23 protein-coding genes and 1 pseudogene are annotated in these 22,829 nt (G+C 61.4%); 10 read left to right on the forward strand and 14 right to left on the reverse strand.

Annotated elements, in window-relative coordinates; all coding sequences use genetic code 11:
* The first annotated feature begins 151 nt into the window (after window positions 1-151).
* The 5 genes and pseudogenes from AC3IX4_RS15535 to AC3IX4_RS15555 form a co-directional block, all read left to right on the forward strand.
* A complete protein-coding gene (locus AC3IX4_RS15535; RefSeq protein WP_489256335.1) occupies window positions 152-637 on the forward strand; it encodes an Hcp family type VI secretion system effector in 486 nt (161 codons plus the stop codon).
* Window positions 634-2,103, forward strand: coding sequence for a hypothetical protein (locus AC3IX4_RS15540; protein ID WP_489256336.1), 1,470 nt, complete (start codon window positions 634-636; stop codon window positions 2,101-2,103). Before AC3IX4_RS15535 ends, AC3IX4_RS15540 begins: the two co-directional genes overlap by 4 nt.
* Window positions 2,100-2,486, forward strand: coding sequence for a hypothetical protein (locus AC3IX4_RS15545; RefSeq protein ID WP_489256337.1), 387 nt, complete (start codon window positions 2,100-2,102; stop codon window positions 2,484-2,486). Before AC3IX4_RS15540 ends, AC3IX4_RS15545 begins: the two co-directional genes overlap by 4 nt.
* A 25-nt stretch (window positions 2,487-2,511) precedes the next feature.
* Window positions 2,512-2,898 (forward strand): hypothetical protein, encoded by a 387-nt coding sequence (locus AC3IX4_RS15550; RefSeq protein ID WP_489256338.1) that lies wholly within the window; start codon window positions 2,512-2,514, stop codon window positions 2,896-2,898.
* A gap of 55 nt (window positions 2,899-2,953) precedes the next feature.
* Window positions 2,954-3,037 (forward strand): annotated as a pseudogene (locus tag AC3IX4_RS15555) (PLP-dependent transferase); the annotation flags it as partial.
* Between the two features lie 273 nt (window positions 3,038-3,310).
* Here AC3IX4_RS15555 and AC3IX4_RS15560 read toward each other — a convergent pair.
* From AC3IX4_RS15560 to AC3IX4_RS15615, 12 genes are read right to left on the reverse strand one after another with little or no spacing between them, the layout of a single operon-like run.
* Entirely contained in the window at window positions 3,311-3,985 is a 675-nt protein-coding gene (locus AC3IX4_RS15560; protein ID WP_489256339.1) for a hypothetical protein, read from the reverse strand.
* On the reverse strand, window positions 3,982-4,404 hold the full coding sequence (gene gspM / locus AC3IX4_RS15565; RefSeq protein ID WP_489256340.1) for a type II secretion system protein GspM: 423 nt from the start codon (window positions 4,402-4,404) through the stop codon (window positions 3,982-3,984). Before gspM ends, AC3IX4_RS15560 begins: the two co-directional genes overlap by 4 nt.
* Window positions 4,404-5,504, reverse strand: a complete 1,101-nt coding sequence (locus AC3IX4_RS15570; RefSeq protein WP_489256341.1) for a type II secretion system protein GspL — start codon at window positions 5,502-5,504, stop codon at window positions 4,404-4,406. The genes gspM and AC3IX4_RS15570 overlap by 1 nt, the downstream gene beginning before the upstream one ends.
* The gene (locus AC3IX4_RS15575; protein ID WP_489256342.1) at window positions 5,501-6,091 is read right to left on the reverse strand and encodes a PulJ/GspJ family protein; all 591 of its coding nucleotides are present in this window, start codon (window positions 6,089-6,091) and stop codon (window positions 5,501-5,503) included. Before AC3IX4_RS15575 ends, AC3IX4_RS15570 begins: the two co-directional genes overlap by 4 nt.
* Window positions 6,088-6,453 (reverse strand): prepilin-type N-terminal cleavage/methylation domain-containing protein, encoded by a 366-nt coding sequence (locus AC3IX4_RS15580; protein WP_489256343.1) that lies wholly within the window; start codon window positions 6,451-6,453, stop codon window positions 6,088-6,090. The genes AC3IX4_RS15575 and AC3IX4_RS15580 overlap by 4 nt, the downstream gene beginning before the upstream one ends.
* Complete coding sequence (gspH, locus tag AC3IX4_RS15585) at window positions 6,450-6,902, reverse strand: type II secretion system minor pseudopilin GspH (RefSeq protein WP_489256344.1); 453 nt, start codon at window positions 6,900-6,902, stop codon at window positions 6,450-6,452. Before gspH ends, AC3IX4_RS15580 begins: the two co-directional genes overlap by 4 nt.
* A gap of 2 nt (window positions 6,903-6,904) precedes the next feature.
* On the reverse strand, window positions 6,905-7,336 hold the full coding sequence (gene gspG, locus AC3IX4_RS15590; RefSeq protein ID WP_489256345.1) for a type II secretion system major pseudopilin GspG: 432 nt from the start codon (window positions 7,334-7,336) through the stop codon (window positions 6,905-6,907).
* A gap of 13 nt (window positions 7,337-7,349) precedes the next feature.
* The gene (gspF, locus tag AC3IX4_RS15595) at window positions 7,350-8,552 is read right to left on the reverse strand and encodes a type II secretion system inner membrane protein GspF (protein WP_489256346.1); all 1,203 of its coding nucleotides are present in this window, start codon (window positions 8,550-8,552) and stop codon (window positions 7,350-7,352) included.
* Window positions 8,553-8,558: 6 nt separating this feature from the next.
* Window positions 8,559-10,013, reverse strand: a complete 1,455-nt coding sequence (locus AC3IX4_RS15600) for a GspE/PulE family protein (RefSeq protein WP_489261294.1) — start codon at window positions 10,011-10,013, stop codon at window positions 8,559-8,561.
* Window positions 10,013-11,929, reverse strand: coding sequence for a type II secretion system secretin GspD (gspD, locus tag AC3IX4_RS15605; protein WP_489261295.1), 1,917 nt, complete (start codon window positions 11,927-11,929; stop codon window positions 10,013-10,015). Before gspD ends, AC3IX4_RS15600 begins: the two co-directional genes overlap by 1 nt.
* A 45-nt stretch (window positions 11,930-11,974) precedes the next feature.
* A complete protein-coding gene (locus tag AC3IX4_RS15610) occupies window positions 11,975-12,391 on the reverse strand; it encodes a pilus assembly protein PilZ (RefSeq protein WP_489256347.1) in 417 nt (138 codons plus the stop codon).
* Window positions 12,388-14,028: a bifunctional UDP-sugar hydrolase/5'-nucleotidase gene (locus tag AC3IX4_RS15615; RefSeq protein WP_489256348.1), complete on the reverse strand. Its 1,641-nt coding sequence runs from the start codon at window positions 14,026-14,028 to the stop codon at window positions 12,388-12,390. Before AC3IX4_RS15615 ends, AC3IX4_RS15610 begins: the two co-directional genes overlap by 4 nt.
* Window positions 14,029-14,231: 203 nt before the next feature.
* Here AC3IX4_RS15615 and AC3IX4_RS15620 point away from each other — a divergent pair, with 203 nt between their 5' ends.
* From AC3IX4_RS15620 to AC3IX4_RS15635, 4 genes are all read left to right on the forward strand, one after another.
* Window positions 14,232-16,325, forward strand: coding sequence for a PhoX family protein (locus AC3IX4_RS15620; protein ID WP_489256349.1), 2,094 nt, complete (start codon window positions 14,232-14,234; stop codon window positions 16,323-16,325).
* Window positions 16,326-16,504: 179 nt separating this feature from the next.
* Window positions 16,505-16,792: a hypothetical protein gene (locus tag AC3IX4_RS15625; RefSeq protein ID WP_489256350.1), complete on the forward strand. Its 288-nt coding sequence runs from the start codon at window positions 16,505-16,507 to the stop codon at window positions 16,790-16,792.
* 105 nt (window positions 16,793-16,897) lie between these two features.
* On the forward strand, window positions 16,898-17,953 hold the full coding sequence (locus tag AC3IX4_RS15630) for a tetratricopeptide repeat protein (RefSeq protein ID WP_489256351.1): 1,056 nt from the start codon (window positions 16,898-16,900) through the stop codon (window positions 17,951-17,953).
* A gap of 131 nt (window positions 17,954-18,084) precedes the next feature.
* Complete coding sequence (locus AC3IX4_RS15635; protein ID WP_489256352.1) at window positions 18,085-20,118, forward strand: hybrid sensor histidine kinase/response regulator; 2,034 nt, start codon at window positions 18,085-18,087, stop codon at window positions 20,116-20,118.
* Between the two features lie 5 nt (window positions 20,119-20,123).
* On the opposite strand, the gene gspK is transcribed toward AC3IX4_RS15635, so the two are convergent.
* Entirely contained in the window at window positions 20,124-21,089 is a 966-nt protein-coding gene (gene gspK / locus AC3IX4_RS15640; protein ID WP_489256353.1) for a type II secretion system minor pseudopilin GspK, read from the reverse strand.
* A 193-nt stretch (window positions 21,090-21,282) separates the two neighbouring features.
* Here gspK and tatA point away from each other — a divergent pair, with 193 nt between their 5' ends.
* Window positions 21,283-21,522: a twin-arginine translocase TatA/TatE family subunit gene (gene tatA / locus AC3IX4_RS15645; protein ID WP_489256354.1), complete on the forward strand. Its 240-nt coding sequence runs from the start codon at window positions 21,283-21,285 to the stop codon at window positions 21,520-21,522.
* Window positions 21,523-21,576: 54 nt separating this feature from the next.
* Here the strand turns inward: tatA and AC3IX4_RS15650 are convergent, their stop codons facing one another.
* On the reverse strand, window positions 21,577-22,782 hold the full coding sequence (locus AC3IX4_RS15650; protein WP_489256355.1) for an NAD(P)/FAD-dependent oxidoreductase: 1,206 nt from the start codon (window positions 22,780-22,782) through the stop codon (window positions 21,577-21,579).
* Window positions 22,783-22,829 lie beyond the last annotated feature (47 nt).

The following is a 22,829-nucleotide window of genomic DNA, read 5'->3' on the forward strand; positions in this document are numbered from 1 at the left end:
GACATGGACCGTGGTTGACGGTGATCAAGACGCAGGACTGGGCCTGGAGGCCTAAGCGCGACATATTTTGAATATTTTTTCGGAACCGTCCTACAGCCTGCCCCGCCCCCTTCGCCATAGACTGCCGGCCTGAAAATAAGGAGTGGCACGTATGGCGAACCCCGGTTACATGACCATCACCGGTAAGACTCAAGGATTGATTTCAGCGGGTTGTTCAACCCCGGACTCCATCGGCAACAAGTATCAATCTGCCCACACCGACGAGATCATGGTGCTGGCTTACCACCACAACCTGGCGAATATTGGAAATATCAATAAGCCCACCCACAGCCCGATCATCATCACCAAAGGCATTGATAAATCATCTCCACTACTCGCTAAAGCACTCTCAAGCCGAGAGGAAATCAACTGCACAATTAATTTCTACCGCGTGTCTAGCTTCGGCATCCAGGAAAAATTCTATTCGGTGTCGATCACGGGTGGCGTCATTGCCGATCTCACACTGGAGATGCCTCATGCGGTATTGCACGGTGACGCCGAGCCTGAAGAACAGTTGGCGATCCGCTACCGTGACGTGTACTGGACCCACCACTTGGCAGGGACCACAGGCTACAGTGCGTGGGGTGAGGAGGGATGAATCCGAACCGTTATGACTATTGGGATGTCGAGAGTGCCGCTGGCAAGCTGATCGCACAGGCCCACACGATCAGTGCTCGCCATCTAGATTTCGGTATTGCGCGTGTACAGTTCAATCGGGAAGTCGCCTATTACGCCAAGCGTATTGCCGATGATGTGGCGCTGGGTCACAAGACCCCTTCACAAGCCATACAGGCCATACTGCACGAGCAGCGCGACCTCCTGAATCAGTCGCGAGTCCTAGCGCGCAACGGCCAGGACGCAATCCCTTATTCGGTCAAGCGCATCCCGCTGATGGGGCTCACCCGAGGCGTATTAAAACGCGACCCCGAGCGGCTGTTGCGCTTTGCTCACGCTCAAAACCTCAAGACAAACTCCAATACCGAGCCCACAAAGCTAGCCGCACCGCCGCCGTCCCCCGCCGAAAGCCTCAAGTTTTTCCCTCGTGAGCTTTGGCCTGCACCGATCGAAGAACACGCCCCGGGGTTCTATATCGTCCCCAAAAGCACGACGGCGGACCAATTAGAAGCTCAGTTGTTCACCTCGCCTAACCCCGCCGTCATCGCCAAGTTCAGGGCACTCAACCCGAATTTGGATCAGGTCAAAGCGGGGCAGATGATCGTGCTCAGCGACCCAAACAACCAGCGCTGTACGCATGAAGAAGCGAAATTGATGGCAGCCGCGGAGAAAGTGAATGCAACGCTTCAGGACCTGACACCTGAGGAGACTGATTTCATGACGCGTCACCACGACGAAATAGTGTCGTTCCTCACTCACGGCTCCGTCGCTATCGGCATCGCAGAGGCAATCTTTGCCAAGAACCTGGAAAGCGTGAAGGGCTCGCTACGCGACATTGAGGATTTGCACCAACGCACCTTCCAGCGTGATGGGCACTTGCGTTCACCTGAGTTTTTTGCCGAACGTAAGCGCTTGCTTGGTCAGCTCGATACCCACCTCACAGGCTTGACTAAAAAGAGCATCGGCTTTCCCGACCACCCAAACCTCAAGAGCGCCCTGGGGATTTCCAGCCGTAGCCTGGTACATCGTTGGAGCCAGGCCGGAGCGCCCGGTCAGATCCCCGGTTATGCCACGCATATAAACGGGGTGGCCAAGGCTGCCAAATACGTCAAGTACGGCGGCTGGCTAGGCACCGCAGTCGGTGGCGGCGCCTCATACATGAAAGTTCAAGACGTGTGTGCGGCTGGTGATGCCAAGGCTTGCGAGCGCGCGAAATTTACTGAAGGCGGCAGTTTCATTGGCGCAGTAGTTGGTGGGGCAGCAGTCGGCATAGGGCTAACAGGGGCTACAACGGGAGCTATTTGTGTAGGGTTAGGGGTGGCAACTGGTGGGGCTGGGCTGTTGGTGTGTGGTCTGGTAGTGGTAGGCGTCGGCGCTTTGGGTGCAGGTGCCGTAGGTTCACAGGTGGGTGAGTGGTCAGGCGATATCATTTATGAGGCTGTAAAATGAGCCTGAACACCGCTGACACAATATTTCTCAGTGTTGCGTTAATCGATTTTGGGGGAATTATTCTTTGGTTCGGGGTTGCGCTACATTTGGCTTATACCTGGATGGACGAGATGCTGGAGCGTCTGAAAAATTGCTCGGCGATCATGAGGCGGGCACCGCTCAGGTACGGAGGCCCCTGGGGTAAATTGCTGTTAGTGGGGGGTATCTCAGGGGTCGTTACATTCCCCGGCATCTATCTCAAACATGGTGGGGTCAGTATCGACGACTTAAAAAACTTCCCCGCGCCACTTAAACGAAAGCTCGCAGTGATGCAGTGGATCTTGTGGGGGCTTATTACTGTGATGATAGTGCTATTTATCTTCGGCAAACTCACTAGGGGGTAACTACTGCTTTTTACGAGGTCACTCAATGAGCGTTAGTACTGCTGACAAGGTTTTCCTCTGTGTCAGCTTATTTGGGTTTGGAGGCGTGTTCGTATTCCTTGGCATTGCATTGCACCTTGCCTACACCAAGCTCGATGCAATGTTAGATTATTTGAAAAATTGTCCCGCTGTTATGATCCGAGCCCCCTTAAAAAGCGGAGGCCCTTGCGGGAAATTGTTTGTACTGGGCGCGATAATAGGTGTAACCACTATACCTCGTCTCTACCTGCGCGACGGAGGGGCCAGCGCTGAGGATCTAAAGAACTTTCCTGCCGATCTTAAACGCAGGCTGATCGTATTGCACTGGGCCGGTGTTTTTTTCCTATCGGTATTATTGGGGCTTTCCGCACTCGACGCACTCGGCCTTTTCTAGCCCGCCATGTACAAGGTAGGCGAGTGGTCAGGCGATATCATTTATGAGGCTGTGAAATGCACTGGTGCGCTTGTCAGTGGGAGTCGAGGATGTCGAGGATTTGCGGGCTGATCTGGCCCAGGCGCTGGCGCGGATTTGAGCCGGTAGGAGCATGGCTTGCCGGCGATTGGGCCAACGCGGTGGGTCAGGACTGACGCCATCGCGAGCAAGCTCGGCTCCTACAGGCGATCGGCTCACCGCGACGTCCAGGCATGGCCCCTCCGTCGGTAGGAGCACGGCTTGCCGGCGATTGGGTCGACGCGGTGTCAGATATGGCCTCTCGCGAGCAAGCTCGGCTCCTACCCCTGATCGGCATGGGCCGCGGTTGACGGTAATCGAGGCGCAGGACTGGGGCCGTTTCACGGTCCCGACTTCACCACTGTATCCTGCGACTGAAACCCGATTCTCCCGCCTTCAACCAATGCGCCTGCAGCAACGGCGCCTGCAAGGTCGCATTCGACTCCAAAGTTCCCGACAGCTGTACACTTCGACTCGCCAGATCAGCCTTGAAGGTAATCGAATGCTGCTGCGCCCGTTCAAGCTGGCCTGCCAGCTGAACCTGGCCGTTCTCACACGTAAGACTCAAGCGCCCTGCCCCCAAGGGTATCGTCCATGGCGCCAGCAGCCCCAGGTTTCGCCCTACCAATTGCCCTTGAGCGGCGCGACATTGCAGACCGCTGCCTTGAAGCTGCACGCGGCCTTGCCACTCTCCATCCATCTGCCAGTCGGCCTGAACGGCTCGGCCATGGATGGTCGGTTGCAACTCGGCGCGCCAGTTCCATGGCAAGCCTCTCAAGGTCAATTGCCAATCCTGTTGCTGCAATCCCGCTCGCAAGCGTGCTTCGCCGGCCCACGGGCGAAGGCTCCAGGCCAGTTGATCCAGCTCACCCAGCGAAGCCATTTGCCCGTGCCAGAGTGTGCCGCTGATGCCTTGCGGCTGTGCCGCACCCAGCCAGGCAATGCGCTGCAGGTAAAAGGCCGCCGGTGCTTGTACCAGCAGGGTCAGGCCAAACACCAGCGCTGCCCATCCCGATAACCACAGGTTCACGGACGCACCGCCACGAGCAGGTTGAAGCTCAACCGCTGGCCCTGACGTTCGATCCGCCACTGCTGCACCACCGCGCCCTGCTCCTGCACGCCGCGCATCAGCTGTTGTATCGCCTGCGGTTGGTCCACTTCACCCTGCAGATGCCACTGGCCATCCACGGCCTCCAGGCGAGTCAGGACAATGTGCCGGGCAGAGGCCAGCGACTGCAGACGTTCGGCGCTCAGGCTCTGGGTGGGGCCGATGGCGCGGGCCTGCTGCGCCAGGTCACGCCATTGCCGCGCCTCTTGCCAGGCGTGGAATAGGGGGTTGGCAGCCAGGTAGGCCATCAAGAACAGCACCAGCGCCCAACCACCCAGCAACAATCGGCGGCGTGCGGGCGGCATTTCGCGTATCGACTGCAACCACGCCTGAACAGCCATCAGGGCGCCTCCCATTCAAAACTCAGCTCAAGGCCCGCATCACTGCGGGCGGTTTGCAAGCGAGCCCCGGCGTCTTCGGCCAGGGCTTGCCATTGCATCGCAGGCGGTATGCTGCCCGCACCGGCCAGGCTGATGTGCCAGCGCTTGCCGTTGTAGTCGCTGCTGGATAACTGCCACTGCGGTTCACCCTCAAGCCAAGTGTCGATGGCCTTTTCCAAGGCCCCGATCTGCTGCTGGCGTATCCGGGCATCCGCTTGTTCGCGCTGCATTCGCTGCAACAGGCGCCCGGCCTGCTGGGCAGTCGCCGCCGGCCCGGTCACGGCCATGACCTGGGCGCGGGCCAAGGCACTGGACTGCCAATCCTGCCAGACCCCCAATGTGCCCCACGTCAGCGCCAACCCCAGGCACAGGGCTGCCAGTCGCCAGTGGCCTCTGCTTAGCGGCAACGAGCGACGCATGGCAGGACGACCCAGCGCAAAGACGCTGGGCAGTGTGTTCAAGTCCACCGTCACCGCGGGCCAGGCCCCGGATTCGACCGGCCCTAAGCCGGTGCCAGTGGGTAAATCGCCAAGCGCCTTGGGCCAGACCAACCAGCGCCGACGTTCATCCCCAGCGCCAAGCTTGAGCACATGATCAGCCTCACGCTCCCAGGCCTGTACACCCTCCGCCAGCAGTTGTGGCTCGGCCCAGACACGGGTGATCCGCGCGCCTTGGGCCTCACAGTTACTGAGCCATTGCTGCAGTTGTTCACGCTGTACCACCAGCAATTGCAGGCGCTTATGCAGTTTGCCAAGGCAGCTCACTTGCAGCGTTCGGGGCGGTTGCAGAAGGTACTCTTCGAGTAACTGCGGCCACTCGAAAGGCTTTAGGCCAGGCGGTGCCGGCACGTCGAAATGGCTGCACGCAGTGGCTGGCAAAACCAGGGCGATGTCCAGCGTGAGACAGTGGGCCGGTGGCGGCCAGTCGCCTTGACCACCCTGGCCGGTAGCACGCCAATGCAGCCATTGCCAGTGGCCATCGGCGGCCGGTCGCAACAGTAGCCATTCAGGCATACGGCGGCCCGCCAGCCAGGCATTCATAGAGAAAGGTAAGGCGATCATGGTCGGCTGTCCGGCAAGGCAAAGGTGCATACATAGGGTTCGCCCTGGCGTTGAAACTCAAGGCGCACCCCCCGATTGGGTTGGGCTAGAACAGTGGAGGGAAAGGCCTGCCAGCGCTGGCCTTGATGAAAACTGAAGGCCAGGCGCTCGACGTTTGGCAATTGCAGCGCCAACGCCCAGCTCGGCACACCCGCCGCGTAGAGGTCTGCCGACTGCCATAGCTGCAACCGTTGCCCTGCGGGATCGAAGCCCAATCGCAAGCGCTGCAGACGGCTGGGGTTGTCGGCGCTTGGCCAGTGGCTGGCGGCCACCCATTCAAGCTGTCGGGTGCCCGGCTGCCAGTCCAGCCATTGCAGTGTGCGTGGCAGGCGCTGGTCGTACATTTGACGCAGGTTCAGAGCATCGAAATGCCGCTCCAGCGACAGGCAAAACTCCAGCACTTGCGGCCCGGCATCCAGCGCCTGCAAGCGCTCGCGCGTCTGCAGCCAGCCGTTGACCAAGGTGGCCAATAGCACACCCAGCACGGCGGTCAGGGCCAGGGCAACCAGCATTTCCAGCAAGGTCAGCCCTACTTGCCGAGATTTCATCGCTGCACCAAAAACAGCGTGTAATGACCGATCGGATCTAGCCCAGCCGCGTCGGCCGACAAGGCCAGCTCCCCGCGGCGTGTGCGCTCAACGCCGGTATTGCCCAGGGTCATGCGCCAGTGACAAATCTGCGGCCCCTGGCGCAACGTCCCCTCAACGTGCCGGGCCGTTGGCCAATAGCCTTCCACGCGAAAGCGGGTTTCCAGTTCCCGCGCGCACAGGCTGCCCAGGCGCTGCCCCTCCAGGCTGTGCTGCAGGGCAATGCGCTGGCGTAACAGTTGGCTGACCATCACCGCCATGAGCGCGGCAATGCTCAGGGCCACGGTGACTTCCAGCAGGGTAAATCCACGCTGACGCTTCATGGCGAACCTGCCATGTCCAGGCGCCCGTCACGCCCCCAGCGCCAGCGGGCCTGGCCGTCGGCCCAGTGCCAGGTGACCGTTGCAGGCTGCTGCAGGCCCCAGGGTGTGAACACCACCTGGGGCTTCGCACTGACGGGCCAATCGGGACGCAATTGCGCAGGCCAAAGGGTTTTGCTTGTCACATCAGCACGCCAGAAGGCTTGGGCGCCCTGCACTTGCAGGGACACAAACTCGGGCGCCGTGCCGTTCCAGCGCAGCCCCAGCACCCGCCCCTCATGCCGGGCACGGGCTGCCTGGGTCGCGCTTTCACTGGCCAGTGCTTGCAGCGCACGGCGCACCGGTGCCTGACCGCCCTCAAGCCAAGCCACGCTCAGGCTGCTCATCAGGCCGACAATCAGTAGCACCACCATCAGTTCAAGCAGGGTGAAGCCTTGGGCTGCGCGGCGCACGTTCAGAGGTTCCAGTTGCCAATATCGGCGTCGGTGCCCTCTCCGCCTTCGGCCCCGTCGCCACCGAGCGAGTAGATGTCGATACGACCGTGCTGGCCGGGTGAACGGTATTTGTAAGGCGAGCCCCAGGGGTCTTCGGGCAGGCGGCGGACATAGCCATCGGCGCGCCAGGCCTTGGGCAGCGGCGCCACGGCCGGTTTGCTGACCAGCGCTTGCAGGCCTTGTTCGGTGGTTGGATAGCGCAGGTTATCGAGGCGATACATGTCCAGCGACTGCTCAAGCGTGGACAGGTCGGCCAGCACCTTCTGCTTCATGGCCTTGTCTTGGCTGCCGAGGATGCTGGGAGCGATGACGGCGATCAGCAGGCCGATGATGAAGATCACCACCATGATTTCCATCAGGGTAAAGCCACGCTGGCGGGATAGACGAATCACGAGGAACTCCTTGTCAAAAAGTAAGGCCTTGGCTGAGCTGCATGATCGGCAGCAGCACGGCCAGGACGATAAACAGCACCACGGCGCCCATGACCAGAATCATCAGCGGTTCGAACAGTGCCATGGTCATTTCTACTTGCCGGGCAAAGCCGCGTTCCTGGTTGTCGGCGACGCGCTCAAGCATGTCCGGCAAGGTGCCACTGGCCTCGCCGCTGGCCACCATGTTCAGCAGCAGTGGCGGGAAGTGACCACTGGCACTCAAGGCGCGGTGCAGACTGACCCCGCCCTTGACCTGCTCGCGCGCCGCCTGCAAGGCCAGCAAAATCTGCCGGTTACCGACCGTGGCGGTGGCCACTTGCAAGGACTCGAGCAGCGGCACGCCACTGCCCACCAAAATGGCCAGGCTGCGCGACACCCGGGCGCTGTCTAGCACCTGCAACAACACGCCAATTTTCGGCAGGCGCAGCAGCCAGCCATCGCGACGCAAGCGCCAGACGGGCTTGCGCAGCAGAAACAGAGAGAGACCGACCCCCGCCACGGTCATGGCCAACAGCCAGGGGCCTGCGACCAACAGCCCATCGCTCAGCCCGATCAGCACTTGAGTGACCCACGGCAATGCCTGGCCACCGTGGGCGAATTGCTCGGTCAACTTGGGCACCACGAAAGTCATCAAGCCCACCACCACCGTGAGCGACACCAGCATCAACATCGTCGGGTAGATCAGCGCCGCGCGGGCCTTGTGGCGTTGGCGCTCGACTTGTTCCAGATGCTCGGCCAAGCGCTCCCAGACTGGCGCCAGGCGCCCGGACTTTTCCCCGGCCTCGACCAGCGCGCAGTACAACCCGGTAAACAGCCCACCCTGGCGACGCAGGCTTTCGGCAAGCGTATGGCCTTCCCCAATACTGGCGCGCACCGCCACCAGCAAGTTGCGAATGGCAGGTTCGGCCAGTTGCCGTTCCAGGGTCGCCAGCGCATCCACCAGTGCAATCCCGGCGCTGGCCAGGGTCGCCAGTTGGCGCGTCACTTCGCACAGTTGCGAATGGCTCAGGCGCTGGCGCCGAGGTACCCCTGCAGCGCCGTTCTGCAGTTCGAGCTCGCGGGTAAACAGCCCTTGCTCGCGCAGCAATTGGCGTGCGTGGCGCTCGCTTTCTGCTTGCAGGCTGGCACGGCAACGGCGACCCTCGGCGTCCAGGGCCAGGTAACGATAGGTTGGCATCAGTGATTACCCCGAGACGGCACGCAACACCTCGGCCAGGCTGGTTTCGCCACGTCGCAGCCGCTCCACCGCCATCTGCACCAGGCTTTGTCGCTGGTCGGCCAAGTAGACTTCCATGGCCACTTCGCTGGCGCCGTCGTAGAGCAAACTCACCAGCGTGTTATCCAGTTCGATGAACTCATAGAGCCCGATCCGGCCGTTGTAGCCACTGCCCTGGCAGACGCTGCACCCCTGGGGATGGAAGCTCTCGGCAAGCCCGGCCAGTTCTGGCCACAGAGCCTGTTCGGCGGCCAGCAAGGGCTTGGCGATGGCGCAGTGGCACAGCTTGCGGACCAAGCGCTGGGCCATCACGCCCTTGAGGCTGGAGGCAATCAGGAAGGGTTCCACGCCCATGTCGCGCAAGCGCGTAACGGCGCCCACGGCACTGTTGGTGTGCAGGGTCGACAGCACCAGGTGCCCGGTCAGGCTGGCCTGCACGGCAATCTGCGCGGTTTCCACGTCGCGGATTTCGCCGAGCATGATCACGTCCGGGTCCTGGCGCAGGATGGCGCGCAGGCTGCTGGCGAAGGTCAGGCCGGCACGCGGGTTGATGGCGGTCTGGCCGATGCCGGCGATGGCATATTCGACCGGGTCTTCGACGGTGAGGATGTTACGGCTGCCGTCGTTGAGCGAATTGAGGCTGGCGTACAGCGTGGTGGTTTTGCCGGAGCCGGTCGGCCCGGTGTTCAGCACAATCCCGTTGGGCCGGGCAAGGCAGGCTCGCAAGCGCTGCTCCACAGCCAGGGGCATGCCCAGGTTGCTCAGGTCCAGCAGGCTGGCCTGCTTGTCGAGCACCCGCATCACCACTCGTTCACCATGGATGCTCGGCAAGGTCGAGACCCGGATGTCCACCTCTCGCCCACCGGAGCGCAGGCCGATCCGACCGTCCTGGGGCTGGCGCTTTTCCGCGATATCCAGCCGCGCCATGACCTTGATCCGCGACACCAGCATGGCTGACAACGCCCGCGGCGGGCACAGCACTTCGCGCAGGTGGCCGTCGACCCGCAGGCGCACCGCCAGTCGGGTCTCGAAGGTTTCAATATGGATGTCCGAGGCGCGCAGCCGCAGCGCCTCGCCAAACAGCCCGTTGATCAGGCGGATCACCGGCGCTTCGTTGTCGCTTTCCAGCAAATCTTCGATTTTCGGCAGCTCACTGACCAGGCTGTCCAGGTCAACATGCTCGGCGATGCCTTCGATCAGAGCCGCGGTGGCGTCCTCGCCGGACTCGTACAACTGCCCCAGGCGCAGGTCGAAGTCAGCCACCGACAGCTGCTCGACGGCACAGGGCTGGCCGTGCACGCGCAACACTTCCTGCAGCTGGTTGAGGTCGGCCTCGGCGCGTAGCATCAGGCGCCACCCCTGTTCTTGCGGGATGATCGAAACACCGGCCTGACGCGCCAGCCGATAGGGCAGAAGATTGATCACCAGGTCAGCCCATCCATGCGCTCGCGGCTGGCCGGGAACAGGTCCAGCAGGCTCTTGTTAGTCGCAATGCCCGGCAAGTCCAGCGGCGTGCTCTGCTTGAGGTTGCGGTACTTGTCGTTGCTCAACTGCGCCAGGGTGGCCGCATCGCGAATGATTCGCGGGCGGATGAACACCATCAGGTTCTGTTTGACCTGGCTGTTGGTGGTGGAACGAAACAGCCCGCCCACCAGTGGCAGGTCGGCCAGAAAGGGCACACCCTGGCGGCTGGCGTTCTGCTCGTCGCCGATTAGCCCGCCGAGGACCACCAGGCCGTTGTCCTCGACCATGACCTTGGTCTTGATTTCGCGCTTGTTGGTGATCACGTCACTGGCCGAAGCGTTGTCGGCAATCGAGGACACTTCCTGGACGATGTCCAGGCGCACGGTATTGTCGATGTTGATCTGCGGCTTGATCCGCAGTTTGACCCCGACCTCTTTGCGCTCGATGGTCTGGTAGGGGTTGCTGTTGTTCTGGGTCACGGAGCCGGTGACAAAGGGCACTTCCTGGCCGACCAGGATCGAGGCTTCGGCGTTGTCCAGGGTCAACAGGGTTGGCGTGGACAACAGGTTAAAGCCGCTCTCGCTTTTCAGCGCATTAAGCAGCGCGACAAAGTTGAAGCCGCTGCCGATATGACCGACACCCGCGGTCACCCCTTGCATGCCCGACAGCAATGCACCGAGCGCGGTATCGTTTCCGGTGGCGGCCGCTGCGGCAATGCTGTTGATGCCCGAGTTGCCGAAGCTCACGCTGCCCACCGGCACGCCGCTGTTGCCGTCATTGAGAAACAGCCATTGCACGCCCAGCTCACGGGCGCGGTTTTCCGAGACTTCGGCAATGATCGCTTCGACCATGACCTGGGCGCGACGAATGTCCAGTTGCTCGATGATGCTGCGGTAGTTGGCCAGCTCGCTGTCGGGCCCGACCATGACCACCGCGTTGGTGGCCTCTTCGGATTCCAGCCGTATGGTAGAGCCCTCGGCCGACACCAGTGTCGCCCCGCCCTCTTCGGCCTTGCCGGTTTCAGTGGCGGGCGCGGCAACGTCCTGGCTTAGGCCGCGCAGCACCTTGACCACTTCCACGGCGCTGGCATGACGCAGGTAGATCACTTGGGTGTTGCTGCTGCGCACCAGGCTTTGCGGTGTATCGATCTTGCGCAGCAGCAGCTTTACCCGGTTGCGGGCGCTTTCGCTGCCGCGTACCAACAGGGCATTGCTGCGTGGGTCGGCGATCACTTGCACCCCGTCCACGCCTTGCTCGCGGGCCAACAGCCGGGTCAGCAATTGTGCGGTGTCGTTGGCACTGGCATTGACTAGGGCCAGCACTTCCATCGGCTCTTCGCTGACCTGATCCAATTGCGACAGCAAGCTGTCGATACGGTCCAGGTTGCTGCGCCAGTCGGTGATCACCAACAGGTTGGCGGCCGGGTACGGGGTAATCACGCCGACCCGTGGGTCAATCAAGGGCTTGAGGATATTGAGCATCTGCTCGTTGGCGGCATTGCGCACATTGAACACGCGGGTGGCCATACCGTCGCTGCTGTCGCTTTTGTTGCGATTGGCCGTTTCCACGGGCACAGGCTCAAGGCGCGCGGCCTGGTCAGGCACCACCTTGACCGTGCCATTGGGCAAGTCGACGGCGGCAAAGCCCTGGGCGCGCAACTGGGCCAGGAATATCCCGTAGATGTCTTCGCTGCCCAGCCGATCAACGCTGCGCACGGTGACTTTGCCGGTCACCCTGGGGTCGACAATAAAAGTGGTGCCGGTGATCTGCGAGACGCTGTCGATGAACTCGATCAGGTCGGTGTCGATGAAGTTGACTTCATACAAGAGCTTTTCTTCGCCGATGGCCTGGCCGATGTTCCAGGCAAACATCATCAAAAACAGCAGCGTATAGTGATTCAGCAGTTTCATCGGGTCAGTTCATCCTTGACGCTTCAGACCGTTCAGCGGTCGTTGCGGGGGCCACGGCAATCGCTCGCGCCGCCCCTTGTGATCGAAAATCAGGCCTTGTTCATTGATCGTTTCCAGCACAATGCCGGGCGCCAGGCGCTGGCCGCGGCGCATGGCACGTTGTTGCTGCTGGTAGCGCAGCACCACCACCGTCGCTTCGATCGGCGTGGCCTTGAGGCCCCCCACGTATTCCACTGCCAGGGTGGTCAGGGGCAGCACATCGCTGATCGGTTTTGCCTTCCAGTGCCGGGCCAGCAAGTCCGGCACCGGTGGCGGTGCGGGTGAAACGCTGGGCAGCGGTGCCGGTCCGTGCCACAGGGTCAGCACGCACTGGGCAGCAAGCCAGGCGGCCAAGGTGGTCAGCAACAGGCTGGTGACGCGGCTCAACTGAGCACACCGTGCGGATGCCAACCGGGATGCCCTTGCACATAACGCAGCTGCGGCAGGGGCACTTGTGCCAATTGCCAACCCGTGGGCTGTTCGCGAATAAAGGTTTCCAGGCGCTGCCAGAGCGGCTCGCCCGCCTGCGCATCAAGGCCCAGGGCGAACGTTCGGCATTGACCTGTCATGGGTTCCAGGCCAGTAATTCGGCGCCCGCCGGGGCTGTAGGCGACCTCCCAGGATTGCCCGAGCCAGCGCGGCAGATCCTGGCTGTTGTCCAGCAGCAAGGGTTCACCAAACAGTTGCTCGGCGGCGTTTTCCAGCACCCGGCCGACCTGATCGGCCGGCGCATCAAGCACCGCTGCCGGGTAGCTGCCGGTCAGGTTGATCAAATGTTCACGGGTGATGGTCGCACCGGCAGCCAAAGGGCTGTCGTAGCGCAGGCCCGGCAGCAATACGGCCGGTTGCCCTGCGTCAGCGAGTGCCTGATGAATCAGGCGATCCCAACTGCCGGCACGCACGTCGCGGCGCCACAGTGGCTCGGGCGCATGGCCCAGTGGCTCGTCAAGCCAGCCTGCATGGGCAGCGCGCTGCTGGGCAAGGGTTTGGCGGAACTGTTGCGCATGGCGCTGGCCAGCTTCGTCCAGGGCCTGGGCATAAGCCGGTTGAAACTGCGCGGTGAACTGCCACGTCCCCAGGCGTTGCTCGCAGCGAATACGAAAAGCACCGCTGGCACGCGAGCCCGCCAACAGCAGTGGCACGCGCTTGCCAGAGGCTTGCATCACCTCGATAGGCGCGGGCCACAGGTCCTGGCCACGGGCGCACAACAGAATGTCGAGGTCGCTGATGCGCTCGGCCAGCCAGAAGCCCGGACCGGTGCCGACATCCGCCAGCCCCACGACCAGGTCGGCCTGTTCGCGCGCTTGCTTGAACACCGGTTGCAACCGCTGGTGCCACTGGCTGAGGGTTGCGGCCTGATCTTTCGCATACGGATCGGTGATGCCCACCACTGCGATACGCACTCCGCCACGCTGGAACACACGGAAGCCTTCAGTACCCAATTGGCGAGCCTGATCGGCGGACAAGCCAGCGCCCAGCACCGGCTGTTTGAACTGCCGATAGAGACCCGCACATTGCCCAGGCCAGAGTTGACGCTCATCGCTACTGACCCGCACCTCGCTGCCCAGCAGCGCACTGCCCTGAACCCCGGAAAGACCACGGGTGAGGTAGGCCAAGCCACTGCCGTTCCAGCACTGGCCATTTTCAAGCGTCAGGCTATTATCCGCACCGGCCTGTTCGCGCCAGCGCTGCAGCATCGCCGCCAGCACGGCGTAGCCCCCGGTGGGCTGGTTGCTGGCCAAGGCGGCATCCAACAGGGGCGCAATCGAAGGGTTCAGCGGGAATTGCGCTCGGGCGCTGGCGCCTGTCAGCCAAGGCGCCTGACCCACCCGGGCGACTGGCCCCAGGCGCGTTCGTGGCACCACCGGCAAACCCGGCTGGCGGGCATCCAGGGTGTCGGCGACATATAACAGTTCAACGGCAGAATCGGCTGAGACGCCAGGTGCCTTGAGGGACGAGCAGGCCGTTATCAAGGGGGCCATCGCCGCCATCGCCATCAGGCCCATCACCTCTCGCCGTTTCATCTATGCGCCATCCAAAAATTGTTACGATTCAATGGCGCGCAGGTTACGAGCGAAAAATGACGGTTTAATGTCCTAATTTCTTTTTGCAATAAGTAACACTTTTCTAAGTACTTTAAACAAACCGTAAATGAATCATCACATTAGCTTTCTACAGTCACGGCTCTTTTTACCGTTAAGCCATTCCTAGAAGGACCTGAAACCTGATGAGCAGAGAAACTGGCAGCAACCGTGACCTGAACCCTGGTAACAACGAGCCCATGGACGTGGTGATCAACGGCTTTCTGAGCCGCCGCAGCATGATGAAGGGCAGCCTGGGCGCGGCCATCGCCATGATCGCCGGCACCGGCCTGACCGGCTGCTTTGACAGCAGCAGCGGCAGCGACGACCCGGCTGCAGCTCCGGCGCCAACGCCGACGCCGACACCTACCCCTAACCCGACGCCTGAACCTGAGCCGGCTCCGACCAAGATGACCCTGGCGTTCGATTCGATCCCGGGTTCGCGCACCGACGCCTGCACCCTTGCCGCCGGCTACACCGCATACGTTCTGGCGCCCTGGGGCACGCCGCTCAACAGCAAGGCCAACCCCTGGAAGGACGACGGCAGCAACACCTCCATTGATCAGGCCAACTCGATGGGCATGCACCACGACGGCATGCATTTCTTCCCGATCAATGGCAGCTCCGACGACGGCCTGATCGCGATCAACTTCGAATACATCGACCAGAAAGCCCTGCACCCCGCCGGCGCCACCAAGGACGCCAGCGGCAAACGCCCGGCTGAAGAAGTGCGCAAGGAAATCAACGCCCACGGCGCGGGTGTGGTGCGTGTGAGTAAGGTCAGCGGTCGCTGGCAGGTCGTCGACAACGACCCGCTCAACCAGCGCTTTACCACCGCCACCGTCATGGACATCGCAGGCCCGCTGCGTGGCACTGCCCATGTCAAAACCAAGTTCTCCCGCAACGGCACCCAGGCGCGCGGCACCAACAATAACTGCGGCAATGGCTACACCCCATGGGGCACGTACCTTACGTGCGAAGAAAACTGGCCGGGTGTGTTTGTCAACCGCGGCACCATCCCTGAAGACCAGCGCCGCATTGGCGTGGGTAAATCCAGCAGCTATGGCTGGGAAACCGCAGCGGGCGATGCCAGTGAGGTCAACGAAGAATTCTTGCGCTTCGACGTGACCCCAAGCGGTGCCAGCGCCGAAGACGACTATCGCAACGAAGCCAGCACCTACGGCTATATCGTCGAGATCGACCCCTACAACGCCACCCAGCGGGCGGTCAAGCGCACCGCCCTGGGGCGCTTTCGTCACGAAGGTTGCTGGCCGGGCAATGTCGAGGAAGGCAAGCCGGTGGTGTTCTACTGTGGCGACGACGCGCAGAACGAGTACCTGTACAAGTTTGTTTCCGCCGCGCTCTGGTCAGCCGCCGATGCCACTCCGTCCGACCGCCTGGCCACCGGCGCCAAGTACATGGACAACGGCACCCTGTACGTCGCCCGCTTTACGGCCGAAGGGGTCGGCCAGTGGCTGCCATTGACGGTCGACAGCGCCACCAGCGATGGCCGCACCCTGGGTTCAATCTACGGTGACCTGGCGACCATTATCATCAACACCCGTGGTGCTGCCGATGCGCTGGGTGCAACGCCGATGGACCGCCCGGAGTGGACCGCCGTCAACCCGCTCAACGGTGACGTGTACCTGACCCTGACCAACAACACCAGCCGCACCACGGCCAACGTTGCCAACCCGCGCATCAACAACAAGCATGGCCACATCATTCGTTGGCACGACAACGCGGACCAGACCTCTTTCTCCTGGGACATCTTCGTCTTCGGTGCCAACGCCAGCGGCACCCCGGACCTCAACCGCTCGGGCCTGACCGAACTGAACCAGTTCGCAAGCCCCGACGGCATGTCGTTCGACAGCCGCGGTGTGATGTGGATCCAGACCGACAACGGCGAGTCGACTATCACCAGCTACACCAACGACCAACTGCTGGCCGTCATCCCGACTCAACTGGTCAACGCCCAGGGCACCCAAGTACCGGTCAACGCCGAAAACCAGAGTAACCTGCGCCGTTTCTTCGTCGGCCCCAACGGTAGCGAAGTCACGGGGCTGGCCTTCACGCCCGACAACAAGAGCCTGTTTGTGAACATCCAGCACCCGAGTAACTGGCCTTACACCGATGTCGCCACCGACGTCACCCCGACCGGCACCACGGTGCGACCACGGGCGACGACCGTAGTGATCCAGCGCATCGACGGCACGGAGATTGCGATCAACCGCGTTTAACACCCAGTAGGAGCAGACCTTGGTCGCGATGGCATCGCCGCCGTTTTCAGGAAGACCGCGGTGATGCCATCGCGAGCAAGCTCTGCTCCTACAGCCTGTCATTTCTGACAGTATCGATTTCTCATCGGCTGTATGACGATATCCGGGCCTTATCACATTCGGCTCTCAAAGGACTCACCATGGATCTCATCAGCCTTGCACTTCAATTGGTCAGCGGTGTCGTTGGCGGTAATTTTGCCGGCTTCAGCAAACAAAACCTGGGCCCTGTCCTGAACTCCATCTTTGGTGGCGTGGGTGGGGTCATCGTCGGCCAATTGCTGGCGGCCTGGCTGGGTGAGCCTTCCGCGAACGCCACTGGCCCACTGGATATTTCCGCGATCCTCACCAGTATGCTGGGCGGCGGCGCGGGCGGTGCGCTGTTGTCGTGGCTGGCCAGCCGCATCGGTGCGAGATTTGCACCTAAGTAGACCCATTATCGTTGTAGTATTTTTCAGGCATGACTATGGGACGTTTGACTCCCAATGCTGTCTGACCGAAGCTGATCCCTTTGTCGCCGTGCTTCGGAACCGCACATGTCCAATGCTTCTCGCTACGCTGCCCTGGGATTCGCTCTGTTGATCGCACTGGGCCTGGGCAGCTTTTGGCGGAGCGACGATACACCCGCCCCCGTTCAGACGCCCAAGCACAGCTACAGCCATGCCCTGACCCAGGCCCGCAACGGCCAGCCTGGCGCGGCGCGGGTGTTGTACCAACAATTGGCCCGGCCGGACCTCACCCCGCAACAGCGCATCGCACTTTTGGCCCAGTTGCCCAACTACCCCAGCTCCCAGGCTCTGAAACTGGCAAGCACAGACCTTGCCAATGACTCGGCTGACGTCCGCCTGGCCGCCATCGACAGCCTGGTCGGGCTGGTGCCCAGCCCCCAGCGCAGCCTGCTGCTTGGGCCGTTGCTCGATGACCCGGAACAATCCATTCGCTTCGCTGCCACCCGTGCTCTGCTGGGCCTGAGCCCCGATGAGCTGGGCTTGTACTCCGCGCCACTGGACTCTGTTCTGGATGAGTACAAACAGGTGCTGCAAGAGCAAATTCAGAGCAGCACCACACAGCTGCAACTGGCGAAGCTGTATCTGCACGATGGCGACTTTCCAGCAGCCAGCCAGGCGTTGACGCTTGCCCTCAAGCTTGATCCGGGCAATTTTCCGGCCATCGCCGCGCAAGTCCAGCTCATGGACCGCCAAGGCCTGACCGACCAGGCGCGCCAGCTGTTAGCCGACCAACTGACCCGGCACCCCGACTCGGCCTTTCTGCAACATGAGCTGGGCTTATGGTTATTGCACCACGACCAGAGCGAATACGCCTTGCTCGCCTTCGCCAGGGCTCTGGAGCTGGCACCCGACAACAATGACTATCGCTACACCCTGGCCCAGACCCTGCACGATCTGGATCAGGTCGGCCCGGCGCAACAGCAATTGGAAGACATCCTTCGTCGCCAGCCGGCCAACCGCAAGGCGCGTGTGCTGTTGATCGAGTACTGGAAAGAAACCGGGCAACTGCAAAACGTGCAGATCCTGCAAGCCGAACTCGAACAACAAAACCCCGACGACCCTTCCCTCCAACAAGGCCTGTAATCCCGCGATTTATTCTTTGGAACCGCACTCTTCGCCCATGGTCAAGTGATAGAGAGTGGCGCTGCGCGCTTGCGCCTTCCGACGAGTACGCGCGTTGATGAAAAGCACGCCCTGTTTAAGGACGAGGACACATGAGCGAATTACGTCGCGCAACGGAACGCGCGGTCATTCTGGCGCCTCTGGGTCGTGACAGCCAGATCGCCACCCTACTGCTCAACGAGGCTGGCTTCGCAACCACGATTGCCAGCGACCTCGATGAACTGTGCTGCCTGTTACAGGACGGTGCCGGGATGGCCTTGATTGCCAACGAGGCACTGCAAGGTGTGGACTTGACCGCCTTGCATATCTATCTGAGCCAGCAGCCGGCCTGGTCAGACCTCCCTATTGTGCTACTGACCCAGCGCGATGCCCGGCCGGCGCAGCATGACGCCATCAGCCCGCAACTGGGCAACGTGTCTTTTCTAGAGCGCCCCTTCCATCCTGCGACCTTGCTGAGCCTGGTGACGTCTGCCATCCGCAGTCGTCGTCGACAGTATGAAGCCCGTGACCGCCTGCAAGACTTGAGTGAAAGCGAACAGCGCCTGCATAACGCCCTCGCCGCCGGGCGCCTGGGCACTTGGCAATTAAGCGTCGACGATCGGGTGCTTGAATGCTCGGCGTTGAGCAAGTCTCATTTTGGACGCACCGAACATGAGCCGTTCAGCTACTCGGACTGGCTCAATGGGGTTTACCCGCCCGACCAGCCGGCCATGCAACAGGCCCTGCAACACAGCCTGCAGTTCGGCACCGATTACATCGCTCAGTTTCGCAATGTCTGGCCCGACGGCTCGTTGAACTGGGTGGATTTGCGCGCCCGCGTGGTCAGCCGGTCGCAAGGGGGCGTCGTGACGCTGGTGGGTGTGTCCTCGGACATCACAGAGCGCAAGCAGGCCGAACAACAACTGCAGCGCTTGAATGAAAACCTCGAGCAGCAGATCGAAGAACGCACGGCGCAAATACGCCAGAAAGAGGACGCCCTGCGCCAGGCGCAAAAAATGGAAGCGGTCGGGCAGCTCACTGGCGGCATTGCCCACGACTTCAACAATATGCTCACGGGCATTATTGGCAGCCTGGAGCTGATGCGCAGGCGCCTGGCGCGAGGCCGGTTTGAGGACTTGGCCGGCCTGATTGATATGGGCGTGACGTCCGCCAACCGAGCGGCCGCCTTGACTCATCGCCTGCTGGCCTTTTCCCGGCGCCAGTCGCTGGATAGCCGCCCGGTGGAAATAAACCAACTGGTCAATTCCATGGCCGAACTGCTCCAGCGCAGCCTGAATGAGAGTGTGGAGCTGCAGTTGGCACTCAACGACAGCCTTTGGGTGGCCGAGGCCGACCCCAACCAACTGGAAAGCGCCCTGCTCAACCTGGTGATCAATGCCCGCGATGCCATGCCCAACGGTGGGCACCTGACCGTACGCACTGAAAACCGGCATCTGGACGAGCGTTTTAGCCGTACACAAGCGAACCTTGCGGCCGGTGACTACGTGTTGCTAAGCGTCAGCGACGACGGTTGCGGGATGCCGCAAAGCATCATCAACCGGGCGTTCGACCCCTTCTTCACGACCAAGCCCATCGGCCAGGGCACAGGCCTTGGGTTGTCGATGATCTATGGATTTGCCAAGCAGTCTCGTGGGCATGTGTCGATCCAGAGTCAGGTCGGCAAAGGCACCACCGTGAGCCTGTACTTACCGCGACAGTTGGACCCGCCACCGCTGGCGCAAATCCCCCACAAAAGCATCCCCGCACGGGCGCTGAACGGCGAGACCGTGTTGATTGTCGAGGACGACTCCGCCGTGCGCCTGCTGGTGTGCGAAGTCTTGAGTGAAATGGGCTACAGCTATCTGGAGTCCGCCAACGCCGACACGGCGATTCCGATCATCAATGGCAAGCAGCGAATTGACCTGTTGATCAGTGACGTGGGACTGCCGGGCATGAATGGCCGGCAATTGGCGGAGATCGCCCGGCAACTGCGGCCGGGGCTCAAGGTGTTGTTCATTACCGGTTATGCGGAATATGCGGCGGTACGCGGTGGGTTTCTGGACCCTGGCATGCAGATGATCACCAAGCCTTTTGCCTTTGAACTGTTGGCGGCCAAGGTGGCCGAGATGACTGATGCACCCCACTAACGGGGTTAAAACACCATCGGCTCACGGCTTCTGAACATGACCTGCTGGACCGGCACCACGCTGTGCCAATCCACTACCCCCCTGGCTTGCACCTGATGCTGACTGCGTAGCACACGCCCGTCCAGGTCGATTTCCAACACCACTAGAAAGTGGCCGCTGTTGAGCAGCAAGCCTTCGGTGATCCGATTGAACAGCGCATCATCCAAGGCACCCAACGCCTTGCGCAGATCGTCCGGGGTGCGATACCCAGCCTCAGGCCGGGCACTGATCAAGCGGGTCAACAGCGAACGCGACACCTCTCCTTCGTACATCGCCTCCAGCAACGGCAGCATGTCCATGCGCACTGTATTGGCGTTAAGGCGCCAGGACGCGGTTTCCGGCAATGCACAGAGTTGCGGGAAACGAAGTTGGCGACCGGGGTCGGCCGGCATCAGCAGATTGATTTCACTGATGTCGCTCATCATTTGGTTGGCGGCAAGGCGCGGTGGCAACAGGCGCAGGTATTGATTGCTCTCTGCGCCCATCAGGCGTGTGTCGTTGTCCCGGTCCAGCCAGTCGGCCAGGCGCTGGGCCAATTGTTCGGCCGCCATATCGCCCCCCAACAGGTACTGGAGTTGGCGCAGGGCACGTTCGTGGTCGGCGCCAATCAAGGCGTTGACGTTGAAACACCCGTGCAGGTCGCGAATACGTAGGCGGGCTGTGCCGCCCTCAAATCCATAAGGCAACTCGGCCCCGCGCAACGCCTGCCAGAACAACGGATTGAGGCGCCATTCACGGCTGCGCAGCGCCTGTTCGACAAACGCCAGGGCCGCGCTTTCGATAGCCCGGGCCTGTACCCGCTGCTTGAACAGTCGAGTGGCCTCCAATTGCTGGCGCCCCTGTTCGACGACCCAGGTAAGGCCACCCGCCAACAGGGCCAGTACTACCAGCACCATCAGCAGTGCCACACCTTGTTGCCTGAATTTGCCCATGCGTCCCGTATTCCATTGAGGGTGGCCACAGTCAACGCGATGGATGTTTCAAAACGGTGGCAAACAACCTGCAGGACATCAAAATGTCATCCCGTGGTCATGTATTGCGGTCAGCATAAGACCCGCAAATTCAATGAGTTGCCGCGTGAAGCGCAACTTGGGCAGGCACACGACCAATAGGGAAATAAGGCAAATGGGCTTAGGTGGAATCAGTATCTGGCAACTGGCAATCATTCTGGCGATCGCAATCGTCCTGTTCGGCACCAAGCGCTTGAAAAACATCGGTGCCGATGTGGGTGAGTCGATCAAGGGCTTTCGCAAAAGCATGAACACCGATGACGAAACACCCCCGCCAGCACAGGCCACGCAGGACAATGTGATTGATGCCCAGGCCCAGGTAACTGCCAAAGCAGCACCACGGCACTTTGAATAAACCGCCGCGAATAAACCGCCGCGATGCTTTCGGCCTCGGGCCACTGCGCGCTGTTTACGCCACAATCGGGATCAGCGGGTCCGCAGCCGCTAGCGCTGCCGTGCGATTCGCTGCCGGCGGGTAGATCCATACCGTATTGATCTGGGTCTTGATCTGCTTGCCTTGGTCTTTGACGAATTTCACCTGACGATCCCAGCCCTCGGTATAGACCGCACCCCAGGCGCCCAAGTCCAGGCAGGTGACATATTTGATCTGGCTGTAGGGAATCGGCTTGATCCCCAGAAGGTCAGCAGCCACATTGTTGCCTGCAGAGCGCCCCAGCGAAATCGCGTGCTGGCAGGTCATCAACGCAAAGTTGCCCTCATCGTCGGTCGCGGCGTACGCCACATCGCCGGTGGCATAGATCGCGTCCTGGCCAATCACTTTCAAGTTGCGATCCACATGCAAGCGACCAAAACGGTCGCGCTCGGCCGGAACCTGTTCGGTCAACGAACTGGCACGTACGCCCACGGTCCAGATCACGGTCCTGGCGTCGATGCGCTGTCCATCCGACAGGGTGACGCCATCGGCATCGACCGACACCACCGAGGCATTGACTCGCCATTGCACACCCAACTCGGCAGTGGCCTGCTCGATCACCGGGCGAATGTTGTCACCCAGCGCCGCGCCGACCTGCGCTCCCCGGTCAACAATAATGACATCGACCTTGGCGTGTGCGCCGAACATAGCGCGCAAGCGCGCTGGCATTTCCGTCGCGGTTTCAATACCGGTAAAGCCCCCTCCGCACACCACGACAGTGTTACGGGCCGCCGACTCCGGTTGATCGGCCAGCGTGTGGAGGTGTTGCTCCAGACGTGCGGCTTCTTCGATCTGGTCCACATCGAAAGCGAATTGGGCCACACCTGGCAAATTCGGCCGCCAGACCTTACTGCCCGTTGCCAGCACCAAGCGGTCATAAGCCAGTGTGCCCTCGATACCCTGTGCATCGGTGTATCCGACTCGCTGGCCTTCAACATCAATACGGTGTGCAGAGCCTTTGACGAACGTCACCCCAACCGCCTCGAATAACTCGCCCAGAGGTGCTTCCATCAGATGGGCCGCCGGCTCGTAGAAGCGCGGGCGAACACGCAGTTCAGCGATCGGCGCCAATACGGTCACCTCAAGATCGCTGCGGTCATGGATATCTGCCAGGCGCACTGCACTGAGCGCGCTCCACAAACCACCGAACCCCGCACCGATAATCAGAATCTGCTGTTTCATTTATTAGCTCCGTGATGGATGTCAAATGCCTGAGTGGAATCAATCCG

The sequence above is a fragment of the Pseudomonas sp. KH_021 genome, assembly GCF_057838865.1.

What these genes read in the sequence shown, in the direction of transcription:
- AC3IX4_RS15635 (WP_489256352.1), top strand. Translation starts at nt 18,085, where the DNA reads ATGAGCGAATTACGTCGCGCAACGGAACGCGCGGTCATTCTGGCGCCT.
- gspF (WP_489256346.1), bottom strand. Translation starts at nt 8,552, where the DNA reads ATGCCAACCTATCGTTACCTGGCCCTGGACGCCGAGGGTCGCCGTTGC.
- AC3IX4_RS15545 (WP_489256337.1), top strand. Translation starts at nt 2,100, where the DNA reads ATGAGCCTGAACACCGCTGACACAATATTTCTCAGTGTTGCGTTAATC.
- gspD (WP_489261295.1), bottom strand. Translation starts at nt 11,929, where the DNA reads ATGATGTTTGCCTGGAACATCGGCCAGGCCATCGGCGAAGAAAAGCTC.
- AC3IX4_RS15625 (WP_489256350.1), top strand. Translation starts at nt 16,505, where the DNA reads ATGGATCTCATCAGCCTTGCACTTCAATTGGTCAGCGGTGTCGTTGGC.
- AC3IX4_RS15620 (WP_489256349.1), top strand. Translation starts at nt 14,232, where the DNA reads ATGAGCAGAGAAACTGGCAGCAACCGTGACCTGAACCCTGGTAACAAC.
- gspM (WP_489256340.1), bottom strand. Translation starts at nt 4,404, where the DNA reads ATGGCTGTTCAGGCGTGGTTGCAGTCGATACGCGAAATGCCGCCCGCA.
- AC3IX4_RS15650 (WP_489256355.1), bottom strand. Translation starts at nt 22,782, where the DNA reads ATGAAACAGCAGATTCTGATTATCGGTGCGGGGTTCGGTGGTTTGTGG.
- AC3IX4_RS15535 (WP_489256335.1), top strand. Translation starts at nt 152, where the DNA reads ATGGCGAACCCCGGTTACATGACCATCACCGGTAAGACTCAAGGATTG.
- AC3IX4_RS15540 (WP_489256336.1), top strand. Translation starts at nt 634, where the DNA reads ATGAATCCGAACCGTTATGACTATTGGGATGTCGAGAGTGCCGCTGGC.
- AC3IX4_RS15550 (WP_489256338.1), top strand. Translation starts at nt 2,512, where the DNA reads ATGAGCGTTAGTACTGCTGACAAGGTTTTCCTCTGTGTCAGCTTATTT.
- AC3IX4_RS15580 (WP_489256343.1), bottom strand. Translation starts at nt 6,453, where the DNA reads ATGAAGCGTCAGCGTGGATTTACCCTGCTGGAAGTCACCGTGGCCCTG.
- AC3IX4_RS15630 (WP_489256351.1), top strand. Translation starts at nt 16,898, where the DNA reads ATGTCCAATGCTTCTCGCTACGCTGCCCTGGGATTCGCTCTGTTGATC.
- AC3IX4_RS15575 (WP_489256342.1), bottom strand. Translation starts at nt 6,091, where the DNA reads ATGAAATCTCGGCAAGTAGGGCTGACCTTGCTGGAAATGCTGGTTGCC.
- AC3IX4_RS15615 (WP_489256348.1), bottom strand. Translation starts at nt 14,028, where the DNA reads ATGAAACGGCGAGAGGTGATGGGCCTGATGGCGATGGCGGCGATGGCC.
- AC3IX4_RS15570 (WP_489256341.1), bottom strand. Translation starts at nt 5,504, where the DNA reads ATGATCGCCTTACCTTTCTCTATGAATGCCTGGCTGGCGGGCCGCCGT.
- gspK (WP_489256353.1), bottom strand. Translation starts at nt 21,089, where the DNA reads ATGGGCAAATTCAGGCAACAAGGTGTGGCACTGCTGATGGTGCTGGTA.
- tatA (WP_489256354.1), top strand. Translation starts at nt 21,283, where the DNA reads ATGGGCTTAGGTGGAATCAGTATCTGGCAACTGGCAATCATTCTGGCG.